Consider the following 18,370-nt stretch of genomic DNA (forward strand, 5'->3'; position numbering starts at 1 on the left):
CATGTGTCCGGAAGGTGAGTCGTCCGGGCTGGTTCGCTCGATGGTTGCCCGGGTTCGGCGCACGCTGACGAGAACCCTTGTTCGGGCGAGCCGGTCCGTCGACGATCGAGCGGTGTCCATACCGCTCCGACCGGGGGTAACGATGTCTCTGCTCGACTGGTTGTTCCGCCGCCCGCTGTCCGAACGAACCCGGGCGGCCGTCGCTGCGTCGGCGATGCTGCTCGCTTCGTGAGCCACCTCGAGATCGCCGCCGACGTCCTCGTCCTCGGCGGCGGACCCGCCGGAACGTGGGCGGCACTGGCGGCGGCCCGGGAGGGCGCGCGGGTCGTCCTCGCCGACAAGGGGTACTGCGGCACCAGCGGCCCCACCGCGTCGGGCGGCAACAACCTGTGGAACGTCCCGCCCGGTCCTGCACGCGAAGGGTCGGTCCAGGCCCGCTTCGAGGACGGCGGCAGGCTGTCCGAGCCGGCCTGGATGTACCGGGTGCTCGAGGAGACCCACCGCCGGGTGGACGAACTGGCGGGCGCCGGCTACCGGTTTCCGTCCGGCGACGACGGCCGGGAGGTGCGCACCAGCCTGCAGGGGCCGGAGTACATGCGCCGGATGCGCAGGCGCGTGCACCGCGCCGGGGTCACCATCCTCGACCACAGCCCCGCCCTGGAACTGCTCACCACCGGGGACGGCATCGTGTCCGGTGCCGCGGGTCTGCAACGGCAGAACGGATACTCGCCGTGGTCGGTGCGCGCCGGGGCAGTGGTCGTGGCGACCGGCGGCTGCGCATTCCTGTCCGGAAGCTTCGGAACGAACGTCGACACCGGCGACGGACTGCTGATGGCCGCCGAGGTCGGGGCGTCGTTCTCGGGCATGGAATTCTCGACGGCCTACGCGCTGGCACCGGCGTGGAGTGGCCACACCAAGGGTTTGATGATGCAGTTCGCCACCTACTACGACGCGGACGGCCGGACTCTCGGGGACGGCGGGTTCTCCGCACGCGGGGCCGCGATGGCGCACCTCGCCGCCGGCCGCCCCGTGTACGCGCGACTGGACCGGGCCAGACCCGACATCCGCGCGGCCATGCGCACGTCGCAACCGAATTATTTTCTGCCGCTGGACAAGGCGGGCATCGACCCGTTCACGCAGAAGTATCCCGTGCGGGCAGTGCTGGAGGGAACGGTGCGCGGAACCGGTGGCATCCGGGTCGACGGCACCGACTGCGCCAGTGACGTTCCCGGCCTGTTCGTGGCGGGTGATGCGGCCACCCGGGAACTCATCACCGGCGGTCGCAGCGGCGGCGGCAGCCACAACGGGGCGTGGGCCATCTCCTCCGGGACGTGGGCCGGCGCGGGTGCGGCCCGGTTCGCACGGGGGCGTCCCGTCCCCGATGGTGTGCGCGGCGCGGGCGCGGCGGGACTGCGCGGACCGTCCGCCCGCAGGCAGGCGTCGCGCTCGATCGTGGGACTGGTGCAGGAGCACACCCTGCCGCTGCGACGCAGCTACCGGCGCAGCGCGACGAGCCTGCAGGACAGCGTGACCGCCCTCGACGAGGCCTGGTCGGGTGCCGCCGATCTGCTCGGCGGCACCGAACGGGAACTGCTGCAGGCACGTTCGGCCGCCGCGATGCTCGCCGTCGCGCGGTGGGCGACGCACTCCGCGCTGGCGCGGACCGAGACCCGGGGGATGCACGTGCGCACCGACCTGCCCGACACCGACCCGGCGCAGACCCGCCGGCTGCTGTCGGGCGGACTCGGCGAGGTGTGGGTGCGACCGGAACACGGCACCGCCGAGGCCCGGACGGTCGCGTCGTGATCGAGGTCGTCGTCGCCGACCGCTGCGTGCAGTGCGACATCTGCATCAAGGTCTGCCCGACGGACGTCTTCCGCCGCGGCACGGACGGGGTTCCCGTCGTCGCGCATCAGGAGGACTGTCAGACGTGCTTCATGTGTGAGGCGAACTGTCCCACCGACGCGCTGTACGTCGCGCCGTTCGACACCCCGGTTCCCGAGGACTCGACGCACACCGACGCCGAGGGTTTGGCGGAGTCGGGGGCCCTCGGCGCCTACCGGGCCGCGATCGGCTGGGGTGGCCGTCGCACACCGGGGTCCACGCTCGACCGGAATCACCTCTTCACCCCGTGAGTACTTGTCAACCGCGGGCGGTCAAGAAGTACTCACGGGTGTGGCCTTGCGGATGAACCGGCCGATCTCGCGGATGGCGCGGGTGCCCTCGGGGAGCAGTCCGGCCGCGGCCTGGAAGACGTGCACCTGCCGTTCCCACACCTGCAGTTCGCACGGCACACCCGCCTGGGACAGTCGCTCGGACATCAGTTCCGCGTCGACGTACACCATTTCCTGCGAGCCGGTCTGGATCAGCGCCGGCGGCATGGAGGCGAGGGAGCCGTCCACGGGTGACGTGGACGGCTCGTGCCCGCCCCTGGTGTCCAGTCTTTCGATCAGCCTGGACAGGGCGCCGACTGCGCGTTTGGGGAAGACAGCGCAGAGGTCGGCGTTGGGATGGGCCAGCTTGTTCACCGGGTCGAGGTCGGTCAGCGGCGACAGCGCGACGTCGGCGGCGGGCCGCGGCAGCCCCTGGCGCAGGGCTTCGAGCGTCACCATGAACGTCAGGAATCCGCCTGCCGAGTCGCCGGCGATGACGATGCGGTCGGCGGTGTACCCGTGCGAGAGCAGCCACCGGTACCCGTCGACACCGTCCTCGACGGCCGCCCGGATGGGGTTCCGCGGGATCATCCGGTACGCGACGTTCAGCGTCGACGCCTGCGACTCCGCCGAGATCCGGGACACCATCTGGCGGTGGGAGTTGATCCCGCAGCACAGAAACGCCCCGCCGTGGAGGTAGAGGATGGCCCGGTCGCCGAGCGCACCCGGAGGCCTGATCCATTCGGCGCGGCAGTGCGGCAGCCGGATGGGCCGGCGCACGGTTCCGCGGATGGGGCCGAGCGAGTACCCGAACAGGTCGACGACTCCCGTGGGCCACGGCAGTTCGGGGTAGCGCGCCCACCCGTCGAGGAACGGCCGGACCGTGCGACGGAGTGTGTGGGCGAGGGCCGTCGACTGGAGGCTGGTTCCGGCGAACTCCCGCCGCGTCACCGGGAGGGGTGACGGGCAGAATTCGTAAGTCGCAGTGCTCATTGCCTGCCTCCGTTCCGGCCTCGGTGCCCGTCGACTTGCTGCCTTTAGGTTTTCCACCTCTTTGCGCCGTACGGTCTACATCGAAGTTGGTCGCACGGACGCTACGCCCGACGTAGCATCCAGGCGGAAGTCGTAATGGGATAGTGACCGAGCGGGGGTGAACGTCCAGGTGGGGATCATGCCGGTTACCGATTCGATATTCCTTCTCGGCGAATCGCGAGAGCATCCGATGCATGTGGGATCGCTCGAATTGTTCACACCGCCGGAGGATGCCGGCCCCGACTACGTGAAGTCGATGCACGAGACGCTGCTGAAACACACGGACGTCGACCCCACCTTCCGGAAGAAACCGGCGGGCCCCGTCGGCAGTCTCGGGAACCTGTGGTGGGCCGACGAGGCGGACGTCGATCTCGAATACCACGTGCGTCATTCGGCCCTGCCTGCCCCGTACCGGGTCCGGGAACTGCTGACGCTCACGTCCCGGTTGCACGGCACGCTCCTGGACCGTCATCGCCCTCTGTGGGAGATGTATCTGATCGAGGGTCTCAGCGACGGCCGGTTCGCGATCTACACCAAGCTGCACCACTCGCTGATGGACGGGGTCTCCGGGCTGCGGCTGCTGATGCGGACGCTGTCGACCGACCCGGACGTGCGCGACGCGCCGCCACCGTGGAACCTGCCGCGCAGGGCGTCGGCCAACGGTGCCGCCCCCGCCCCCGACCTCTGGTCGGTGGTGAACGGGGTCCGTCGCACGGTCGGTGAGGTGGCCGGTCTCGCGCCTGCGTCGCTGCGCATCGCCCGGACCGCGATGGGGCAGCACGACATGAGGTTTCCGTACGAGGCGCCCCGCACCATGCTGAACGTCCCGATCGGTGGCGCGCGCCGGTTCGCCGCGCAGTCGTGGCCGCTCGAACGCGTCCACGCCGTGCGGAAGGCGGCCGGGGTCAGTGTCAACGACGTCGTGATGGCCATGTGCGCCGGGGCGTTGCGGGGGTACCTCGAGGAACAGAACGCGCTGCCGGACGAGCCGCTGATCGCGATGGTTCCGGTGTCGCTGCGCGACGAGCAGAAGGCCGACGCCGGCGGCAACGCGGTGGGGGTCACGCTGTGCAACCTGGCGACGGACGTCGACGACCCGGCCGAACGCCTGACGGCGATCTCCGCCTCCATGTCCCAGGGGAAGGAACTGTTCGGCAGCCTCACCTCGATGCAGGCGCTGGCGTGGTCGGCGGTCAACATGTCGCCGATCGCGCTGACACCGGTGCCGGGGTTCGTCCGCTTCACACCGCCACCGTTCAACGTGATCATCTCCAACGTCCCGGGACCGCGGAAGACCATGTACTGGAACGGGTCCCGGCTGGACGGCATCTACCCGACGTCCGTGGTGCTGGACGGGCAGGCGCTCAACATCACACTCACCACCAACGGCGGCAACCTCGATTTCGGAGTCATCGGGTGCCGCCGCTCGGTGCCGAGCCTGCAGCGCATCCTCTTCTATCTCGAGACGGCTCTGGGTGAACTCGAGGCGGCACTGCTCTGAGACGCCGCCTGTTTCAGCGCCGGGCCGACTCCTGCTCGACGAGTGCCCGCCGCGACTCCTCGTGGAGCACCCCGAGCAATTCGTGTTCGACGTCCGCGAACTCGGGCGACGTCATCATCGACAATTCGCGGGGACGCGGCAGGCCCACCGTCACCTCGCGCCGCACGGTGGCGGGCCGCGCAGACAGCACGACCACCCGATCCGACAGGTAGACGGCCTCCCGGATGTCGTGGGTGATCATCAGGACGGTCCAGCGGTAGCGCTGCCACACGTCCTGCAACCAGGTCTGCATCTCGGTGCGGGTCAACGAATCCAGGGCGCCGAACGGCTCGTCGAGCAGCAGCACCGGACGGTCCTGGACGACGGTCCGCAGCATCGCCGCACGCTGTCGCATCCCGCCGGACAGCTGGCTCGGGCGGGCGTCCTCGAACCCGCCGAGACCGAACACGGAGAACAATTCCCGGGCCTTGTCCCGCGCCTGCTTCCGGGGCACACCCTGCACCTCGAGTCCGAGGGTGGTGTTGTCGAGGACGGTGCGCCACGGGAACAGCAGGTCCTTCTGCGGCATGTACGCGCACTTCGCCGCGCCACTCCCCGCGGGACGCACCGGTTCGCCGCCGATCGTGACGGTGCCGGAGTCGGGTCGGTCGAGACCGGCGAGCATGGAGAACGCGGTGCTCTTCCCACACCCGCTGGGGCCGATCACCGACACGAACTCACCCGGTTCGACGGTGAACGAGACGTCGTCGAGGACCGGCCGGATGCCGCCGCGGACCGGGAATCCCTTGCTCAGACCGGACAGTGCGACGCGCGCGGTGTCACTCATGCCGAGCCCTTTCGTTCTTGATCCACGGGGCGACGACGCGCTCGACCGCGAAGGTGAGCAGGTAGAGGCTGACGCTGATCACGGCGGTCACGAGCACCGCCGCCAGCACGAGGTCGGTGCGGAAGGAGTTCTTCTGCGTCGCCATGTAGATGCCGAGACCGGACGTGGCCCCGACGTATTCGGCGAACACGGCACCCACCACGGCGTACGTGATGCCGATGCGCAGGGCGGTGAAGAACCGGGGGATCGCCGACGGAAGCCGCACGTAGCGGAATTCCTGCCACCGTGAGGCGCCCATGCTGCGCAACAACGCGCCCGCCTCCCGGTCGGCCGCGGCGAAACCCTCGATCAGACCGATCGTCATCGGGAAGAACGTGGCGAGGGCGATCACGAGAATCTTCGGCAGCAGACCGAATCCGAACCAGATGATCATCAGCGGCGCGATCGCGATGATCGGCAGTGTCTGCGACACGACGAACAGCGGAACGAACGCGCGGCGCAGCCACGGCGAGAAGTCCACGAGCACCGCGAGGGCCCACGCGAAGAGCAGGGACACAGCGAACCCGATCAGCGTCACCTGCAGTGTCGCGGAGGCGTGACCGGAGATGGCGTCCCGCGCCCGCCAGCCCTGCTGGACCACCCGCAGCGGCGACGGCAGCACCTGCGGCCGGATACCGCTGACCGTCACGTACACCTGCCATGCGACGACCAGCAGTGCCACGACCACGACCGCGGGCAGCACCCGCCGCAGCAGCGGGGACGTGCCCGGGGCCGTGGTACGGAGACTGGGGTCAGGGCTGAGCGAGGTACTCATTGGTGAAATACGTCGACCAGTCGGGTTCCGTGGTCAGCGGTGCCCCGTCGGGGCCGGTGAGCAGGCCGTGCTTGAACAGGAAACCGGAGTACCCCGCCCACTGCTCGGCCGTCTGTGTCCCGACCTTGCCGGAACCGTCCTTCATGTACTCGGAGGACAGCATCTGCTGGCTCTCCCGCACGAGGGACTCGTCCGTGAAGGCGCCGGGGTTGGCGTCGATCAGTATCTGCGCGGCCTCGTCCGGCCGGTCGGCGGCGAACTGGTATCCACGCTGCAGCGCCTGGACGAACTTGCGGGCCTGCTCGGGATGGTCGGCCATCCACTGCTCGTTGCCCTCGATGACGAGCGCGTACGCATCCGGGAAGCCGTAGTCGGTGTAGTGGAAGTAGCGCATCGGGGTGCCCTGGTGCTCGGCCTCGATGCCCTCCCAGCCGAAGAACGACACGGTGAAGTCGGCGGTGCCGGAGTACACGGCCTCGTAGGCCGAGGTGCCGAGCGTGACCGTGGTGAATTCGCCCTTGCCGCCGTCGTTCCGGATGATCTGCTTCAGCGTCTCCTCGCCGTCCGGGTCCGCGAAGCCTGCGTAGATCTTGCCGTCCAGATCCCGGGGGCGGGTGATGTCGGCGCGATCGGCCTTCACCGCGATGCCCGTCGCCCAGTGCTGCAGCGGAGCCATCACCGACGTGGTCTGTGCGCCCGCGGCCTTCGAGAACGTCGCGGAACTCTGGAAGCTCACCCCGAACTCCGCGTTACCGGCGTCGACCAGGGTGTCGGGCGAGGTGTCGTTGTAGGGCAGCACCTGCACGTCGAGTCCGGCGTCCGCGAACCACCCTTCCTGCTGGGCGACGAACAGACCGGTGTGGTTGGTGTTCGGTGTCCAGTCGAGTGCGAACCGGATGGTGTCGCCGGACTGCGAGTCACCGGCGCAACCGGTGAGCAGCGAGAGAGCGGAGACCAGGACGACGGCTGCGGTGGCGGCGCGTTTGGTACGAGAGAAGAGTGTCACGACGCCGGCCATTCCTGCTTGTTGAGGGCGGTGTCCCAGAACATGAGTTCGTAGCGGCTGGCGATCACGAACGCCTCCGCCATCGCCTCGCGCTGGGCGTCGGTCGAGGCCTCGGCCGCGGCGTCCACGAGTTCGCGGGCCGTCGCGACGGCAGCGTGGAATTCCTCCGCGTCGTAGGTGGTCACCCACTGCGCGTAGGGGTGCGACGGGTCGGCGGAGAGCACCTCACGGGCGCTCGCCGCGAGCCGGTGCCCGACGTCGGCGTAGATCCAGAAGCAGGGCAGCACCGCGGCCGCGGCCACCGCGTACGGCTCGGTGGCGGCGACGGCCGTCAGGTAGGAGATGTACCCGAGGCAGGCAGGCGAATGCAGCGGCTCCACGTCCGACGCGGGAAGTCGCCCGCTCGTCAGCAGATTCTGGTGCAGCGTCGCCTCGACCGTGGCGGCCTCGGCCGCCGAGCCCGCCCAGAAGCCGGCCTCCACGGGGCCCGGCGCGTGCGCGGCCACCAGGGAGAGCGCCTTCGCGTACCCGGTCAGGTACAGGAAATCCTGCTCGATGTACGTGCGGAACACGTCCAGCGGCAGGGTTCCGTCGCCGAGGCGGCGCAGGAACTCGAGTTCGTCGATCGCCTCGCGCAGCACCTTGGTCCGGTCCCACAAGTGGTCCGTGAATCGGGCGTGCTGGCCTGCGCCGGCAGCGTCTTGGACAGAGCTATTCACAACGTTGACATCCCTTCGTCAGCATTACCTGAGCAGGTTCCCGGGTGTGTTCTCAGCCCCGCCCGTGCGGAGCACCCCGTGTCAGAACAAGCCGACCCTAGCACCGGCCGTGCCGCGGGCGGAAAGGCCCCGGGTCGGTGGACGGGCTCAGCCGGCGAGAAAAGCGGCCGCGCTCGGCGGGAGAGGTGCAGGGCCGCGCGTGTAGATCTCCGCGGGCCGGCCGGTCCCGACGACGGCCATGTCGCCGGTGTTGTCGAGGGCAGGCATCATGTGCCGCCGGAACGAGTCCTTCGGCAGGGGACGTCCGAACACCACCTCGTAGACCCGGCGGAGTTCGAGCACCGTGAACGTGTCGCCGGCCAGGCCGGACGGGTCGACGGACCGCGCGTACCGCTCTCGCAGGTCGGCGACGGCGAGGGCGACGACGTCCGCGTGGTCGAACGCCAGCTCCTGCGTCACCCGGTCGTCGTCGACGGTGATCAACAGGGTGTCGCGGGGGAGCGCCGTGCGGGGCAGCGCGGCCCCGTGCGTCATCGACAGCACCCACCCGCGGTCGTCGCGGCCGGGATCGTCGAGCATCGCCAGCTGATGGAATTCGGTGCCACTCAGGCCGGCCTTGATGCGCAGGCACCGCTCGGCGGCGTCCTGCAGTCGTTCACCCTCGTGGAGGAAGGTGCCGGGGAGTGCGAGCTCGCCCGTACGGCGCGGAACCACAAGGACTTTCAATTCCGTGCCGTCGACGGTGAGGACGGCGACGTCGACCGCCACCGACGGGCGCGGATAGTCGAGGAGGCTCTTGCCCTCGGAATCGGTCCATGCGGCCACGCAGGAATGTTAGCGCACGGTTGATCTATATCTGTTCGATCGGTCCTGCCTGCTCATCGTTGGTAGTTTGACGAGAGATTCCCGGCACGAGCTGCGTGAGGAGGTCCGTCCGTGGAGGTCGACAAGTCCGGCGACACGCTCGTCGTCCGTGCCCGGGACGGCGAGGTGCGTGGCTACCCCGAGGGTGACGTCTACGCGTGGAAGGGCATCCCGTTCGCCGCGGCCCCCATCGGCGATCTGCGGTTTCGCGCGCCGGTCCCGCCCGCGCCGTGGGACGGTGTGCGCGACTGCGTCGACTTCGGCCCGATGGCGCCGCAGGGACACGGCACCGCCGTCCCGATCGACGCGGGACTCGAGATGGACGAGGACTGCCTGTCCGTCAACGTCTGGGCCCCGAGACCCGACGGCAACCCCCGGCCGGTGATGGTGTGGATCCACGGCGGTGCGTACTGCCTGGGAACCGCAGCTCAGGGCATCTACAACGGGCGCATCCTGTCCACCCTCGGCGACGTCGTGCTGGTCTCGTTCAACTACCGGGTGGGGGCGCTCGGCTTCCTCGACCTGTCGTCGTTCTCGACGGCCGGGCGGGTGTTCGAGACCAACTGCGGGCTGCGTGACCAGGTCGCGGCCCTCGAATGGGTGCGCGACAACATCGCGTCGTTCGGCGGTGACCCGGACGAGGTGACGGTGTTCGGGGAGTCGTCCGGCGCCGGGTCGATCACCACGCTGATGACGTGTCCGAGCGCGGAGGGACTGTTCCACCGCGCGATCGCCCAGAGCCCACCCGCCACGTCGGTCTACGGGAGCGAGCGGGCGGCCACCGTCGCGAAGCAGTTCCTCGACATCCTCGAGGTGGAACCCGCGCAGATCGACACGCTGCTGCACCTTCCGTATCGCACGGTCATCGAGGCCAGCGACACCCTCGTCAACGAGGTGCCGACCAGGATTCCGGGCACCCTCGCGATGGCGCCCGTAGTGGACCGCGACTTCCTGCCCCGCTACCCGGTGGCCGCGTTCCAGAAGGGCTACTCGCACCGCATCCCCCTCATCATCGGTTCCAACAAGGACGAGTCGTCGATCTTCAAGTTCATGAAATCGCCTCTGCTACCGGTTACGTCGGATTCGGTGCAGGAGATGCTGAGGGCGATCGCGGCCGATCACCCCGAACTGCCCGCCGCCCGCCTCGCGGACATCCTGTCGGCGTACCCGGACCGCGGCAAGCCGAAGGGCGCGCTCGCGATGTCGCGGGACGCCGCGTTCCGGATGCCCGCGCTGTGGGTGGCCGACGCCCACAGCAGGCACTCACCGACGTGGATGTACCGGTTCGATCAGGCAACGCCGATGCTCAAGGCCGCGCGCATCGGAGCGGGGCATGCCACCGAACTCCCGTACGTCTTCGGCAATTTCGACACCCTCAACATCGACCCGACGTTCTGGCTCGGCGGCCGGAAGACGGCGCTCGAGGTGTCGGGCCGGATCCAGCGCCGGTGGCTCGCGTTCGCGCGGCACGGTGTCCCCGCCGCGCTGGACGGGTCCAAGCACTGGGCGCCCTACGACGAGGAGAACCGCTCGACGCTACTGATCGACGGCGCGGACAGTCTCGTGAAGGATCCCGACCACGAGATGCGGATCGCCTGGGGAAACGACGTCATGGGCTTCAACTGACGGGCACCTTGTCGTCCAGTTCCTTCAGCACGGGCAGCGCGAAGCACGCCAGCCCGATGATCAGGACCGGGATCGCGAGCACGAAGAACGTCGGCTGGATGCCCCACTTGTCGAGGAGGGGGCCGGCCAGCAGGTAGCCCAACGGGCCCGCGGCGTACGCGGTGGACGTCATGACTCCGGTGACCCGTCCGCGCATGTGCTCCGGACTACGAGTCTGCATGGCGTAGTTGGCGATCGGGCCGACCGGACCGAACACGAGACCCTGCAGGAGGGCCAGCGCCAGAATCGCCCACAGCGGCGGCAGGAACGCCATCGCGACCATGGCCGCGCCCAGCACCGTCACCGCCACCACCATCAGCATCCTGCGCGACACGAACGGCGCGAGCGGTCCGTACGCGAGGGCGCCCACCACGCCGCCGATGCTGAGCGCCATCAGGACCGAACCCAGTTGCGCGGGCTTGTCGAGTTCGGTGAAGTACACCGGGAACACCACCGATTCGACGGGCATGTACAGCGCGACCACCGCCATGTCCACGAGAGCGATCGTCCGCAGGAGCCGGTTGTGCCACACGAACTTCAGGCCCTCGAGCGTGCCGTGCCAGATGGACGTCGGGCGCGTGGCCGTGTCGGGTCTGCCTGCGTTCTCGAGTCGCAGGAACGCGATGGTCACCACGGACAGCACGAAGCCGACGGCGGTGACCCACAACGTGTTCACCGCACCCACTGTGGCGATGAGGACGCCGCCGATGCCCGGTCCGACGAGATACGCCACGTTGTAGTTGGCCTCGTAGAGGCTGTTCATCCGGTCGAGGGACCATCCGGCGGACTTGGTGGCGGCGGGCAGCATCGACTCCCGCGCCGCGATCCCGGCCGGATCGAACGCCGCGCCGATCGCGGCGAGGACGGCGATCACCGTGACGGTGAGGCCGGTGGTGTTCGCGATCACCGGGATGGCCGCCACCGACAGGGCGGACAGGCAGTCGGAGATCATCGACGTACGGCGACGCCCGAACAGGTCGACGAACGTGCCCGCGAACAGGCTCGACAACAGCAGCGGCAGCGTGGCCGCGCCCGCGACGATCGCGGCGTCGGACGCGCGACCGGTCCTCTCGAGCACGAGCCAGGGCAGCACGACGATCGCGATGCCGTTGCCCGTGGACGAGAACAGCGTCGCGAGGTTCAGGAGGATCAGGGGCCCGAACCGGCGAGTCACAGCCGTCTCGGTGGCGGTCACGGCAAGGGTCCTCTGGTCGGCTCGATCGGTGGTCCTTCGACGCTAACAGCGAGGTCGAGGCAACCGCGACCGAATTTCGGCCGCTACTGGTTGCGTTGCAGGGTCAGTTCGGCGAGAGTGCGCGCTCCGTCGCACGGGTCGCCGGTGCCCGAGCGCTGCTGCACCCACCAGGTGATGACGCCGGAATAGGCGGCGGTGATCCCGCACGTCGCCGAATCACCCGGGCGCCGGGCGCTGAACGCCGACGTGCCCGCGATCGACGTGGTTTCCACCTGGTAGCCCAGCTGGTCCGCCACACTCCGCTCCCGTTGCAGCGAGTTGTTCTCGAACCAGCCGAACGTCACGTCGATCGATCCGGCGGCGGACGACACCGTCCACATGCACACCGCGCCGAAGAAGTACTGGTCGATGCCGGCGCCGTGGAGGGTCTCCGCGATCTTGTCGTTCGGGACCGCGTCGCACTCGCGGAGGAGCTTGTCGAACTGCGGCGAGCCGCCTTCTTCGGCGGCGGCCGCGCCTTCGGGTAGGGGGTGGCCGGTGACGGAGGTGCCGCACCCGGCCAGCATCATCGCCGCCGCCGCCACCGCCGCGGCGAGCCGGCGGCCGCCGCTCATTTGACCTTCTCCAACGTCAGCCGGCCGAGCGCGGTCGGGGCCGCGCACGGGTCGGAGGGTGCGGTGCCCGTGCCGTAGCGGACCAGCCAGTGCACGAAGTCGGCACCCGTGCCGAGCGCGACCTCGCAGAACCCGACGTTCTGCGAGGAGAATCCGCGATGCCCGGCGATCTCGAGGTCGTGGACCTCGTGACCGATGCCCTTGGCCACCGACCGTTCCCGGTCGATGGGGCTGCCCCGGTACCAGGTGAACATCACGTACCGTTCGCCGCCGTCCGCTTCCCACCGGCACTTGATCCCGTTGCGCGACACCGGGGTGAGCCCGGTGATCCCGGCCCGCTCGTACACCTCGGCGTCGGTCAGCGAGCCGCATTCACCCACGAACGCGCCGGGCTGAGCGGACACCGACGTGGTCGGCGCGGACGCCGGACCGGTCTCGGAACCGTCGCCGGAACCGCAGCCGGCCAGCACGACCGCCGCGGCGACCAGGCACGTCGCGCGAACGGTCAGGCGGACCGGATCAGACGAGCTCCGCATAGCTCGGATTCTCGGCGATGTACTTCTCGACGTACGAGCACGACGGAATCACGGTGAGCCCGCGGGACTTCGTGTCGTCGAGGGCGGCCTTCACCACCTCCGCGGCCAGACCCTGCCCGCGGAACTGCGGGTACGTCACGGTGTGGTGGAAGTCGCGGGCACCGTTCCGCTCGAAGTAGTCGGCGTATCCGGCCAGCTGGCCGTCGAGGTAGATCTCGAACCGGGATTCCGACACGTCGTGCTCCACCGTGGCCGCCACAGACCGCTCCTCTGCTCGTGTGGCGTGCGCTGACCCGCGCACGCTGTCACTCGCAGATTACCGTCAGTCCGCGAGGTCGGTGCGCAGCAGCATGACGTTGTAGTCCGACCAGGTGGTGGCCAGGAAATACAGATCGGATCCCTGCGACCACGGGTGCATGTACGCGCCGTACAGCTCGGGCACGTCCCGGCTGCTCACCAGCACCTCGGGTTCGCTCCAGCCGGATTCGAGGTGGTCGGACCGGCGCATGACCACCGAATTGCCGGCATCGGTGTACATCGCCACGAACTGACCGAGGTACTGGTTGAACTGCACCGACAACTCGCTGACCGGTCCGGGGATGACCGGTGCGGCGACGGTCGCGTTGGCCTTCACCCACGCCTTGCCGTCCCAGTACTCGTACAGAGTGAGGTTCCGGATGTCCGCTTCCTTCACCCGCGACAACCGGGCGTCGCCGGAGCGACCCGACGGCGTGCCGAACGCGTAGACGAATCCGTCGTGCTTGACGTACGAGCCCATCTGGAAGTTCTCGGCGCCCGTGCCCGGCACGTTGGGCCGCAGCGTCAGGGGGTCGGTGACCCAGTTCTCGCCGTTGTCCACGGAGTACGCGATGCCGGACGCATTGGTGTCCCACTCGCCGGGGGCGCCCCAGCTCCGCACGGACATGTAGTTGATGTACTGCGTCGCGCCGGGACCCTCGCCGACCGAGATGCCGGTGGTGGGGATGACGGTCTGCTCCACACCCGGGACCTTCTGGCTCTGGATGATCTCCTTGGAATGGTTCGGGGCATCGATCGGGGAATTGTCGATGCCCATCCCGTCGGTGAGGTCCTTGTCGGAGCTGCGCAACAGGATGTTGCTGCGCCAGTCGCCGACCAGACCACACAGCGGGTTGTCGCTCAGTCCGACGGTGTCACCGAACGCGGTGAGGATCTCACCTCCGCCGTTGTCCCACATGATGCCGAGGTCGGTGCCGAGCACCCGGAACCTGCCGATCGTGTCGTTGGAGCTGCGCGGCCCGGTGATGTGCGCGATAGCCTGAGTTTTGCCACGGAGCTCGGGAAGGCGACCGTCGCTTCCGTTCAGCCAGGGAATGGGGTTGATGCCCTGATTCGATCCGCTCGACCCGAGGCTGCCGGTCCCGAGGCACGGCGCCGCCGTCGCAACAGGTGGCGTCATCGTGAACAACGTGCAGGTAGAAGCGAGTAAGGCGGGCATCGCCAGGGAGGCGACACGGCGGAGTCTGGTCACGAGCGCACCTCTCTGCGACGAATCGAGTCGGGTCCGGTCACGCTAGCAATACCTCACCTGTCACACCAGCCCCTAGGGTAACCATTGGGTCTCGCACCCGAACCGCGTAGCTACAGAATCGCTCCGGGGTTGAGGATCCCCAGCGGGTCCAGGGCGTTCTTGATCCGCTGCGTCAATTCCATGACGTCCTCGCCCAACTGGTCGGGCAGCCAGGCCTTCTTCAGCCGGCCCACGCCGTGCTCGCCGGTGATCGTGCCGCCGAGAGAGATTGCGAGGTCCATGATCTCGCCGAAGGCAACGTGGGCGCGCTCGGCCATCGCGGCGTCCTCGGGGTCGAACACGATGAGCGGGTGCGTGTTTCCGTCGCCGGCGTGCGCGATCACCGCGACCATCACGTCACGCTCGCGGGAGATGGCCGCGATTCCCTCCACCAGCGCAGGCAGTTTCGGGAGCGGGACCCCGACGTCCTCGAGGAGCAGGCTCCCGAGCCGCTCGACGGCGGGGATCGCGAATCGTCTTGCCGCGGCGAAGGCTTCGCCCTCCTCGGGGTCGTCGGTGGTGAAGACGTCGGACGCGCCGTTCGCCGTGCAGGCGTCCGCCATCACGGAAATCTCTTCGGCCGCAATCGCACCGGGCGCGTCCGAGCGGGCGATGAGCATCGCCTCCGCCGTCCGGTCCAGGCCCATCTTCAGCGCGTCCTCGACGGCGCCGATCGAGGCGCGGTCCATGAATTCGAGCATCGACGGCCGCAGCGTGCGGGTGATGGCCAGGACGGTGTCGGCGGCGGCCTGGACGGAGGCGAACGACGCGACGAGGGTGCTCGACGGCGGCTGGGCCGGGATCAGTCTCAGCGTCGCCTCGGTGACGATGCCGAGGGTTCCCTCGCTCCCGACGAACAACTTGGTCAGCGACAGGCCTGCCACGTCCTTCAGGCGCGGCCCGCCCAGGCGGACGTCCGTCCCGTCCGCGAGGACGACGCGCAGTGCGAGGACGTAGTCGGTGGTGACGCCGTACTTGACGCAGCACAGGCCACCGGCGTTGGTCGCGACGTTGCCGCCGATCGAGCACATCTCGAACGACGACGGATCCGGTGGATACCAGAGCCCGTGCTCGGCGGCCGCGGCCTTGACCTCGGCGTTGAGCAGTCCAGGTTCGACGACGGCGATCCGCGTCACCGGGTCCACCTCGATCCGGCGCATTCGCTCGGTGCTGACCACCACGCAGCCCGCCACGGCGGTGGCGCCGCCGCTGAGCCCGGATCCCGCACCGCGCGGGATCACCGGGACGCGGTGCTCGGTCGCCCAGCGCATCACCACCTGGACTTCCTCGGTGGTCGTGGGGCGGGCGACGGCGAGGGGGAGGACGGCGTCGGGATCGCGCGCCCAGTCCTGGCGGTAGGAGGCCAGGATGTCCGGATCGGTGACGAGGCATCCCTGGGGGAGCGCGGCGGCGAGCGTCGCGAGTGCGTCGTCGGTGACCGTCATCGTGACTCCTGAAATGCGGGTGTCGGAGGCCCCGACGGTAACCCAGCGGGCCGCGGGTGTCCTCGAATTGGTCATACGTCCAACTGAACCGATTCCGACCCGATTGCTCGGATATCGCTCCAACCTGGACGTTCGGCCTGGAAGTGACACCCCAATAGTCCATCTGTTAGTTACTTACGCGTAGGAGTCTCACGATGTGGGATCAGGGGGGTGAATTTTTTCCGGGGTCCCGGCGATGGGGTATGCAACCGGGTCCGGAGGAGAAAATGCAGGTAGGGGCGTCCCGTTGACCGCATGGAACCGGACGAATCGGGTGTAACACAGGTCACATTCGTCACTCCGTTACCGGATCGTATCGACCAGGCAATGCAAAAACTCACTTCTACGGGTTAGCGTCTTGCATCGTCAAACACCGGCGAGGCGTTACACCCAAACGGAGATTCTCACGAAAAGTGAGCTAGAACACGGTTGGGGCCGGGTTTTGCCGCACCGACCCTGGAAGGACCCGCACCGATGAATGCACTCCACCGAGATCCCAGCAGCTACATCTCCGCGATGTTCTCGTACGAGTTCCTCGACGGTGGCATCGACTACGATTCCATCGAACAGATCCACCGTGGCGAGTTCGACGAATGGATCTTCGCACTGGCCGGTTCGGGGTTGTTCACCAACGAGGAAGTTCGGTCCATGGTGCAGGAATGGCGCCTGAACCCGAAGACCCTCCTGAACACGCTCCTCGCCGACGCGGACGAAGTCACCGCCAAGCGCTGCGAGGTCACCTGGGCCGCACTCGACCGCGTCGCCCCGTTCGCTCCGTCCGTGCCGGTCGCCGTCTTCGGCTGAAGGCCTTCCCGCCGCAGGGCTCGCCGTCGTCACACGAGTTCGGTTCGATCTCCGTTCACGACGATCGCCTGATCGTCCGTCAAGGTGCGGTACTCGACGCCGGCGAGCCTCAAAGCGTTGACAGTGCGCCGAACGGCGGCCGCGTCCTCCAAGGGCGCGGCGTCTTCGGCCCCTGGAAGCTCCGCAGGCGGGTGATGCGGCACGATCGCGAAGCCCACCACGCCCAGGCCGTCCCAGAGCGGCTCCATGCCGCAGGTTGCGACCACCTCCGCCGGGTCATCGGAGGAGTCGAGACCGTGCAGCGTCGGAGTCATCACACACGCGCCCGCGCTGTAACCGGCGTACACCAGCGAATCGCTCCGCAGTAGTTCCGGGATCACCCGGTCCGCCCCACTCCGGGCCATCTGCGCGCGCAACACGAACGTGTTCCCGCCGCGCACCCACAGCATGCCGAAGCCGTCCAGCCGCTCCTTCAGCGCGGCGGACCGCGCGTGCCCGTCGCTGCCGATGTAGTCGCGCAGATCCACCTCCTCCGGGGTGAAGCCCAGCCGCGTCAGCGGCATCACGTCACTCACGACCGCGGATGTCCGCGCCGTCCGCGGCCACGCGTCCGCGGCCGCGGCGATCACCCCGACGCGCCCCGGCCTGCCGACGAGTGACAGCAGCCGCGCGGGATCCGCACCGAACCGATACGAGGACAGGAACAGGCGCACCGCGGTCAGATCGTGAACGCGAGGTTGTCGACGATCCTCTTGCCCACGGCGGCGTCCCCGCTCAGCGAGATCTCGTCGCGGTGATCCGCCGCCGTCGTCCGGCCGCCCGCCAACCGGGTGAACAGCCGGGAGTCGAGAGTCACGGTCGTGGTGGCCTCGGACGGCAGTTCGTCGACCACCGCGGCCCTGCCGTCGACGGCGATGTGAATGTTCCGCGCGAGCGGACCCGTCAGCGCCAGGGTGATCCTGGACCCGTCCGGGGCCTTGCCGCGCTTGCCGACGAGGAACGCGACAGCGCCCGCGATCTCCTCGAACGCCGTCTCCCCACGCAGGCCGCCCTCGTCGCCGGGCAATGCGAGTGCGTCGCGCAGGTCGAGCTCGTGCATCCAGCAGTCGAACACGCGGATGCGCATGAACCGAAGATAGGGCGCCGGCCCGACCGGCGTGGTGGTCTCGGCCTCGAATGCCTCGTCGGTCATCTCGGTCAGCTCCGACCGCCTCCGGGCGACGATCGCCCGGAAACGTTCGAGCATCTCGGGGCCGGAGCACCCGCGCAGTCCCTCGACCCACTCCTCGTTGAATGCACCGATCTCGTTGCGCACGTGTGCGAGGCCGCGGACGTCGATGCTGGTGTGTGGTGCGGAGATTCCGGCAAGGAGTGACTCGGTGCCGATGAGATGCGCGGTCACGTCGTGGACGGTCCACCCGGGCAGTGCGGTGGGTGTGAACCATGTGTCGCCGGACAACGAGGACAGCACCTCGTCGAGTACGTCCCATTCCTCGAACAGTGCGTCGAGGATCGGTTCCTTCTGCAGGGCATTCACCGGTCGTACGCCTCCTTTTGCCTCAACTCTAGGACCTCCCGCCGGGGCGTCCGAGCGTTTTCGCCGCGGGC

General features: G+C 68.7%; 19 protein-coding genes and 1 riboswitch. Of the genes, 5 read left to right on the forward strand and 14 right to left on the reverse strand.

All coding sequences use genetic code 11. From position 1 onward, the window contains the following. The first annotated feature begins 228 nt into the window (after window positions 1-228). Both WKC72_RS14925 and WKC72_RS14930 read left to right on the forward strand, forming a co-directional pair. Window positions 229-1,806: an FAD-binding protein gene (locus WKC72_RS14925; RefSeq protein WP_370183147.1), complete on the forward strand. Its 1,578-nt coding sequence runs from the start codon at window positions 229-231 to the stop codon at window positions 1,804-1,806. Further along, window positions 1,803-2,135, forward strand: a complete 333-nt coding sequence (locus WKC72_RS14930; RefSeq protein ID WP_370183148.1) for a ferredoxin family protein — start codon at window positions 1,803-1,805, stop codon at window positions 2,133-2,135. Before WKC72_RS14925 ends, WKC72_RS14930 begins: the two co-directional genes overlap by 4 nt. A 21-nt stretch (window positions 2,136-2,156) precedes the next feature. On the opposite strand, the gene WKC72_RS14935 is transcribed toward WKC72_RS14930, so the two are convergent. Then, window positions 2,157-3,146: an alpha/beta hydrolase gene (locus WKC72_RS14935; protein ID WP_037227005.1), complete on the reverse strand. Its 990-nt coding sequence runs from the start codon at window positions 3,144-3,146 to the stop codon at window positions 2,157-2,159. 178 nt (window positions 3,147-3,324) lie between these two features. On the opposite strand from WKC72_RS14935, the gene WKC72_RS14940 reads away from it, so the two are divergent. Further along, window positions 3,325-4,686 (forward strand): wax ester/triacylglycerol synthase family O-acyltransferase, encoded by a 1,362-nt coding sequence (locus tag WKC72_RS14940; protein WP_037227103.1) that lies wholly within the window; start codon window positions 3,325-3,327, stop codon window positions 4,684-4,686. Between the two features lie 13 nt (window positions 4,687-4,699). On the opposite strand, the gene WKC72_RS14945 is transcribed toward WKC72_RS14940, so the two are convergent. From WKC72_RS14945 to WKC72_RS14965, 5 genes are all read right to left on the reverse strand, one after another. Further along, window positions 4,700-5,512 carry an ABC transporter ATP-binding protein gene (locus tag WKC72_RS14945; protein WP_370183149.1) on the reverse strand — a complete coding sequence of 271 codons (813 nt, stop codon included), beginning with the start codon at window positions 5,510-5,512 and terminating at the stop codon, window positions 4,700-4,702. Beyond that, a complete protein-coding gene (locus tag WKC72_RS14950) occupies window positions 5,505-6,326 on the reverse strand; it encodes an ABC transporter permease (protein WP_061044482.1) in 822 nt (273 codons plus the stop codon). The genes WKC72_RS14945 and WKC72_RS14950 overlap by 8 nt, the downstream gene beginning before the upstream one ends. Beyond that, window positions 6,304-7,344, reverse strand: coding sequence for an ABC transporter substrate-binding protein (locus tag WKC72_RS14955; RefSeq protein WP_268789927.1), 1,041 nt, complete (start codon window positions 7,342-7,344; stop codon window positions 6,304-6,306). Before WKC72_RS14955 ends, WKC72_RS14950 begins: the two co-directional genes overlap by 23 nt. Further along, window positions 7,329-8,051: a TenA family protein gene (locus WKC72_RS14960; protein WP_037227009.1), complete on the reverse strand. Its 723-nt coding sequence runs from the start codon at window positions 8,049-8,051 to the stop codon at window positions 7,329-7,331. Before WKC72_RS14960 ends, WKC72_RS14955 begins: the two co-directional genes overlap by 16 nt. After that, window positions 8,045-8,140: riboswitch (TPP riboswitch) on the reverse strand. Its footprint overlaps the gene before it by 7 nt. Window positions 8,141-8,198: 58 nt before the next feature. Beyond that, window positions 8,199-8,876, reverse strand: a complete 678-nt coding sequence (locus WKC72_RS14965) for an NUDIX domain-containing protein (RefSeq protein ID WP_370183150.1) — start codon at window positions 8,874-8,876, stop codon at window positions 8,199-8,201. A gap of 111 nt (window positions 8,877-8,987) precedes the next feature. On the opposite strand from WKC72_RS14965, the gene WKC72_RS14970 reads away from it, so the two are divergent. Continuing rightward, complete coding sequence (locus WKC72_RS14970) at window positions 8,988-10,541, forward strand: carboxylesterase/lipase family protein (protein WP_370183152.1); 1,554 nt, start codon at window positions 8,988-8,990, stop codon at window positions 10,539-10,541. On the opposite strand, the gene WKC72_RS14975 is transcribed toward WKC72_RS14970, so the two are convergent. The 6 genes from WKC72_RS14975 to WKC72_RS15000 all read right to left on the reverse strand — a co-directional run bounded on the left by WKC72_RS14975 (window position 10,534) and on the right by WKC72_RS15000 (window position 15,919). Beyond that, window positions 10,534-11,775 (reverse strand): MFS transporter, encoded by a 1,242-nt coding sequence (locus WKC72_RS14975; RefSeq protein WP_112298715.1) that lies wholly within the window; start codon window positions 11,773-11,775, stop codon window positions 10,534-10,536. The genes WKC72_RS14970 and WKC72_RS14975 overlap by 8 nt on opposite strands. Window positions 11,776-11,858: 83 nt before the next feature. Next, the gene (locus WKC72_RS14980; protein ID WP_370183154.1) at window positions 11,859-12,389 is read right to left on the reverse strand and encodes a DUF3558 domain-containing protein; all 531 of its coding nucleotides are present in this window, start codon (window positions 12,387-12,389) and stop codon (window positions 11,859-11,861) included. Further along, entirely contained in the window at window positions 12,386-12,925 is a 540-nt protein-coding gene (locus WKC72_RS14985) for a DUF3558 domain-containing protein (RefSeq protein WP_037227020.1), read from the reverse strand. The genes WKC72_RS14980 and WKC72_RS14985 overlap by 4 nt, the downstream gene beginning before the upstream one ends. Continuing rightward, a complete protein-coding gene (locus tag WKC72_RS14990; protein ID WP_112298712.1) occupies window positions 12,909-13,184 on the reverse strand; it encodes a GNAT family N-acetyltransferase in 276 nt (91 codons plus the stop codon). The genes WKC72_RS14985 and WKC72_RS14990 overlap by 17 nt, the downstream gene beginning before the upstream one ends. A gap of 63 nt (window positions 13,185-13,247) precedes the next feature. Then, complete coding sequence (locus WKC72_RS14995; RefSeq protein WP_112298711.1) at window positions 13,248-14,435, reverse strand: DUF4185 domain-containing protein; 1,188 nt, start codon at window positions 14,433-14,435, stop codon at window positions 13,248-13,250. Between the two features lie 110 nt (window positions 14,436-14,545). Then, a complete protein-coding gene (locus WKC72_RS15000; RefSeq protein WP_370183156.1) occupies window positions 14,546-15,919 on the reverse strand; it encodes an FAD-binding oxidoreductase in 1,374 nt (457 codons plus the stop codon). A 513-nt stretch (window positions 15,920-16,432) separates the two neighbouring features. Between WKC72_RS15000 and WKC72_RS15005 the strand changes: the two genes are divergently transcribed. Next, window positions 16,433-16,762: a hypothetical protein gene (locus WKC72_RS15005; protein ID WP_005254150.1), complete on the forward strand. Its 330-nt coding sequence runs from the start codon at window positions 16,433-16,435 to the stop codon at window positions 16,760-16,762. A gap of 29 nt (window positions 16,763-16,791) precedes the next feature. Here WKC72_RS15005 and WKC72_RS15010 read toward each other — a convergent pair whose 3' ends face one another. Next, window positions 16,792-17,475, reverse strand: a complete 684-nt coding sequence (locus tag WKC72_RS15010; RefSeq protein WP_370183158.1) for a Type 1 glutamine amidotransferase-like domain-containing protein — start codon at window positions 17,473-17,475, stop codon at window positions 16,792-16,794. A 5-nt stretch (window positions 17,476-17,480) separates the two neighbouring features. After that, the gene (locus tag WKC72_RS15015; RefSeq protein ID WP_037227029.1) at window positions 17,481-18,299 is read right to left on the reverse strand and encodes a maleylpyruvate isomerase family mycothiol-dependent enzyme; all 819 of its coding nucleotides are present in this window, start codon (window positions 18,297-18,299) and stop codon (window positions 17,481-17,483) included. Window positions 18,300-18,370: the final 71 nt, after the last annotated feature.

The organism is Rhodococcus wratislaviensis (genome assembly GCF_041228765.1).
In the GTDB taxonomy this organism is placed as follows: domain Bacteria; phylum Actinomycetota; class Actinomycetes; order Mycobacteriales; family Mycobacteriaceae; genus Rhodococcus_F; species Rhodococcus_F wratislaviensis.

What these genes read in the sequence shown, in the direction of transcription:
- WKC72_RS15000 (WP_370183156.1), bottom strand. Translation starts at nt 15,919, where the DNA reads ATGACGGTCACCGACGACGCACTCGCGACGCTCGCCGCCGCGCTCCCC.
- WKC72_RS14935 (WP_037227005.1), bottom strand. Translation starts at nt 3,146, where the DNA reads ATGAGCACTGCGACTTACGAATTCTGCCCGTCACCCCTCCCGGTGACG.
- WKC72_RS14955 (WP_268789927.1), bottom strand. Translation starts at nt 7,344, where the DNA reads ATGGCCGGCGTCGTGACACTCTTCTCTCGTACCAAACGCGCCGCCACC.
- WKC72_RS14950 (WP_061044482.1), bottom strand. Translation starts at nt 6,326, where the DNA reads ATGAGTACCTCGCTCAGCCCTGACCCCAGTCTCCGTACCACGGCCCCG.
- WKC72_RS15005 (WP_005254150.1), top strand. Translation starts at nt 16,433, where the DNA reads ATGAATGCACTCCACCGAGATCCCAGCAGCTACATCTCCGCGATGTTC.
- WKC72_RS14940 (WP_037227103.1), top strand. Translation starts at nt 3,325, where the DNA reads ATGCCGGTTACCGATTCGATATTCCTTCTCGGCGAATCGCGAGAGCAT.
- WKC72_RS14985 (WP_037227020.1), bottom strand. Translation starts at nt 12,925, where the DNA reads ATGCGGAGCTCGTCTGATCCGGTCCGCCTGACCGTTCGCGCGACGTGC.
- WKC72_RS14980 (WP_370183154.1), bottom strand. Translation starts at nt 12,389, where the DNA reads ATGAGCGGCGGCCGCCGGCTCGCCGCGGCGGTGGCGGCGGCGGCGATG.
- WKC72_RS14945 (WP_370183149.1), bottom strand. Translation starts at nt 5,512, where the DNA reads ATGAGTGACACCGCGCGCGTCGCACTGTCCGGTCTGAGCAAGGGATTC.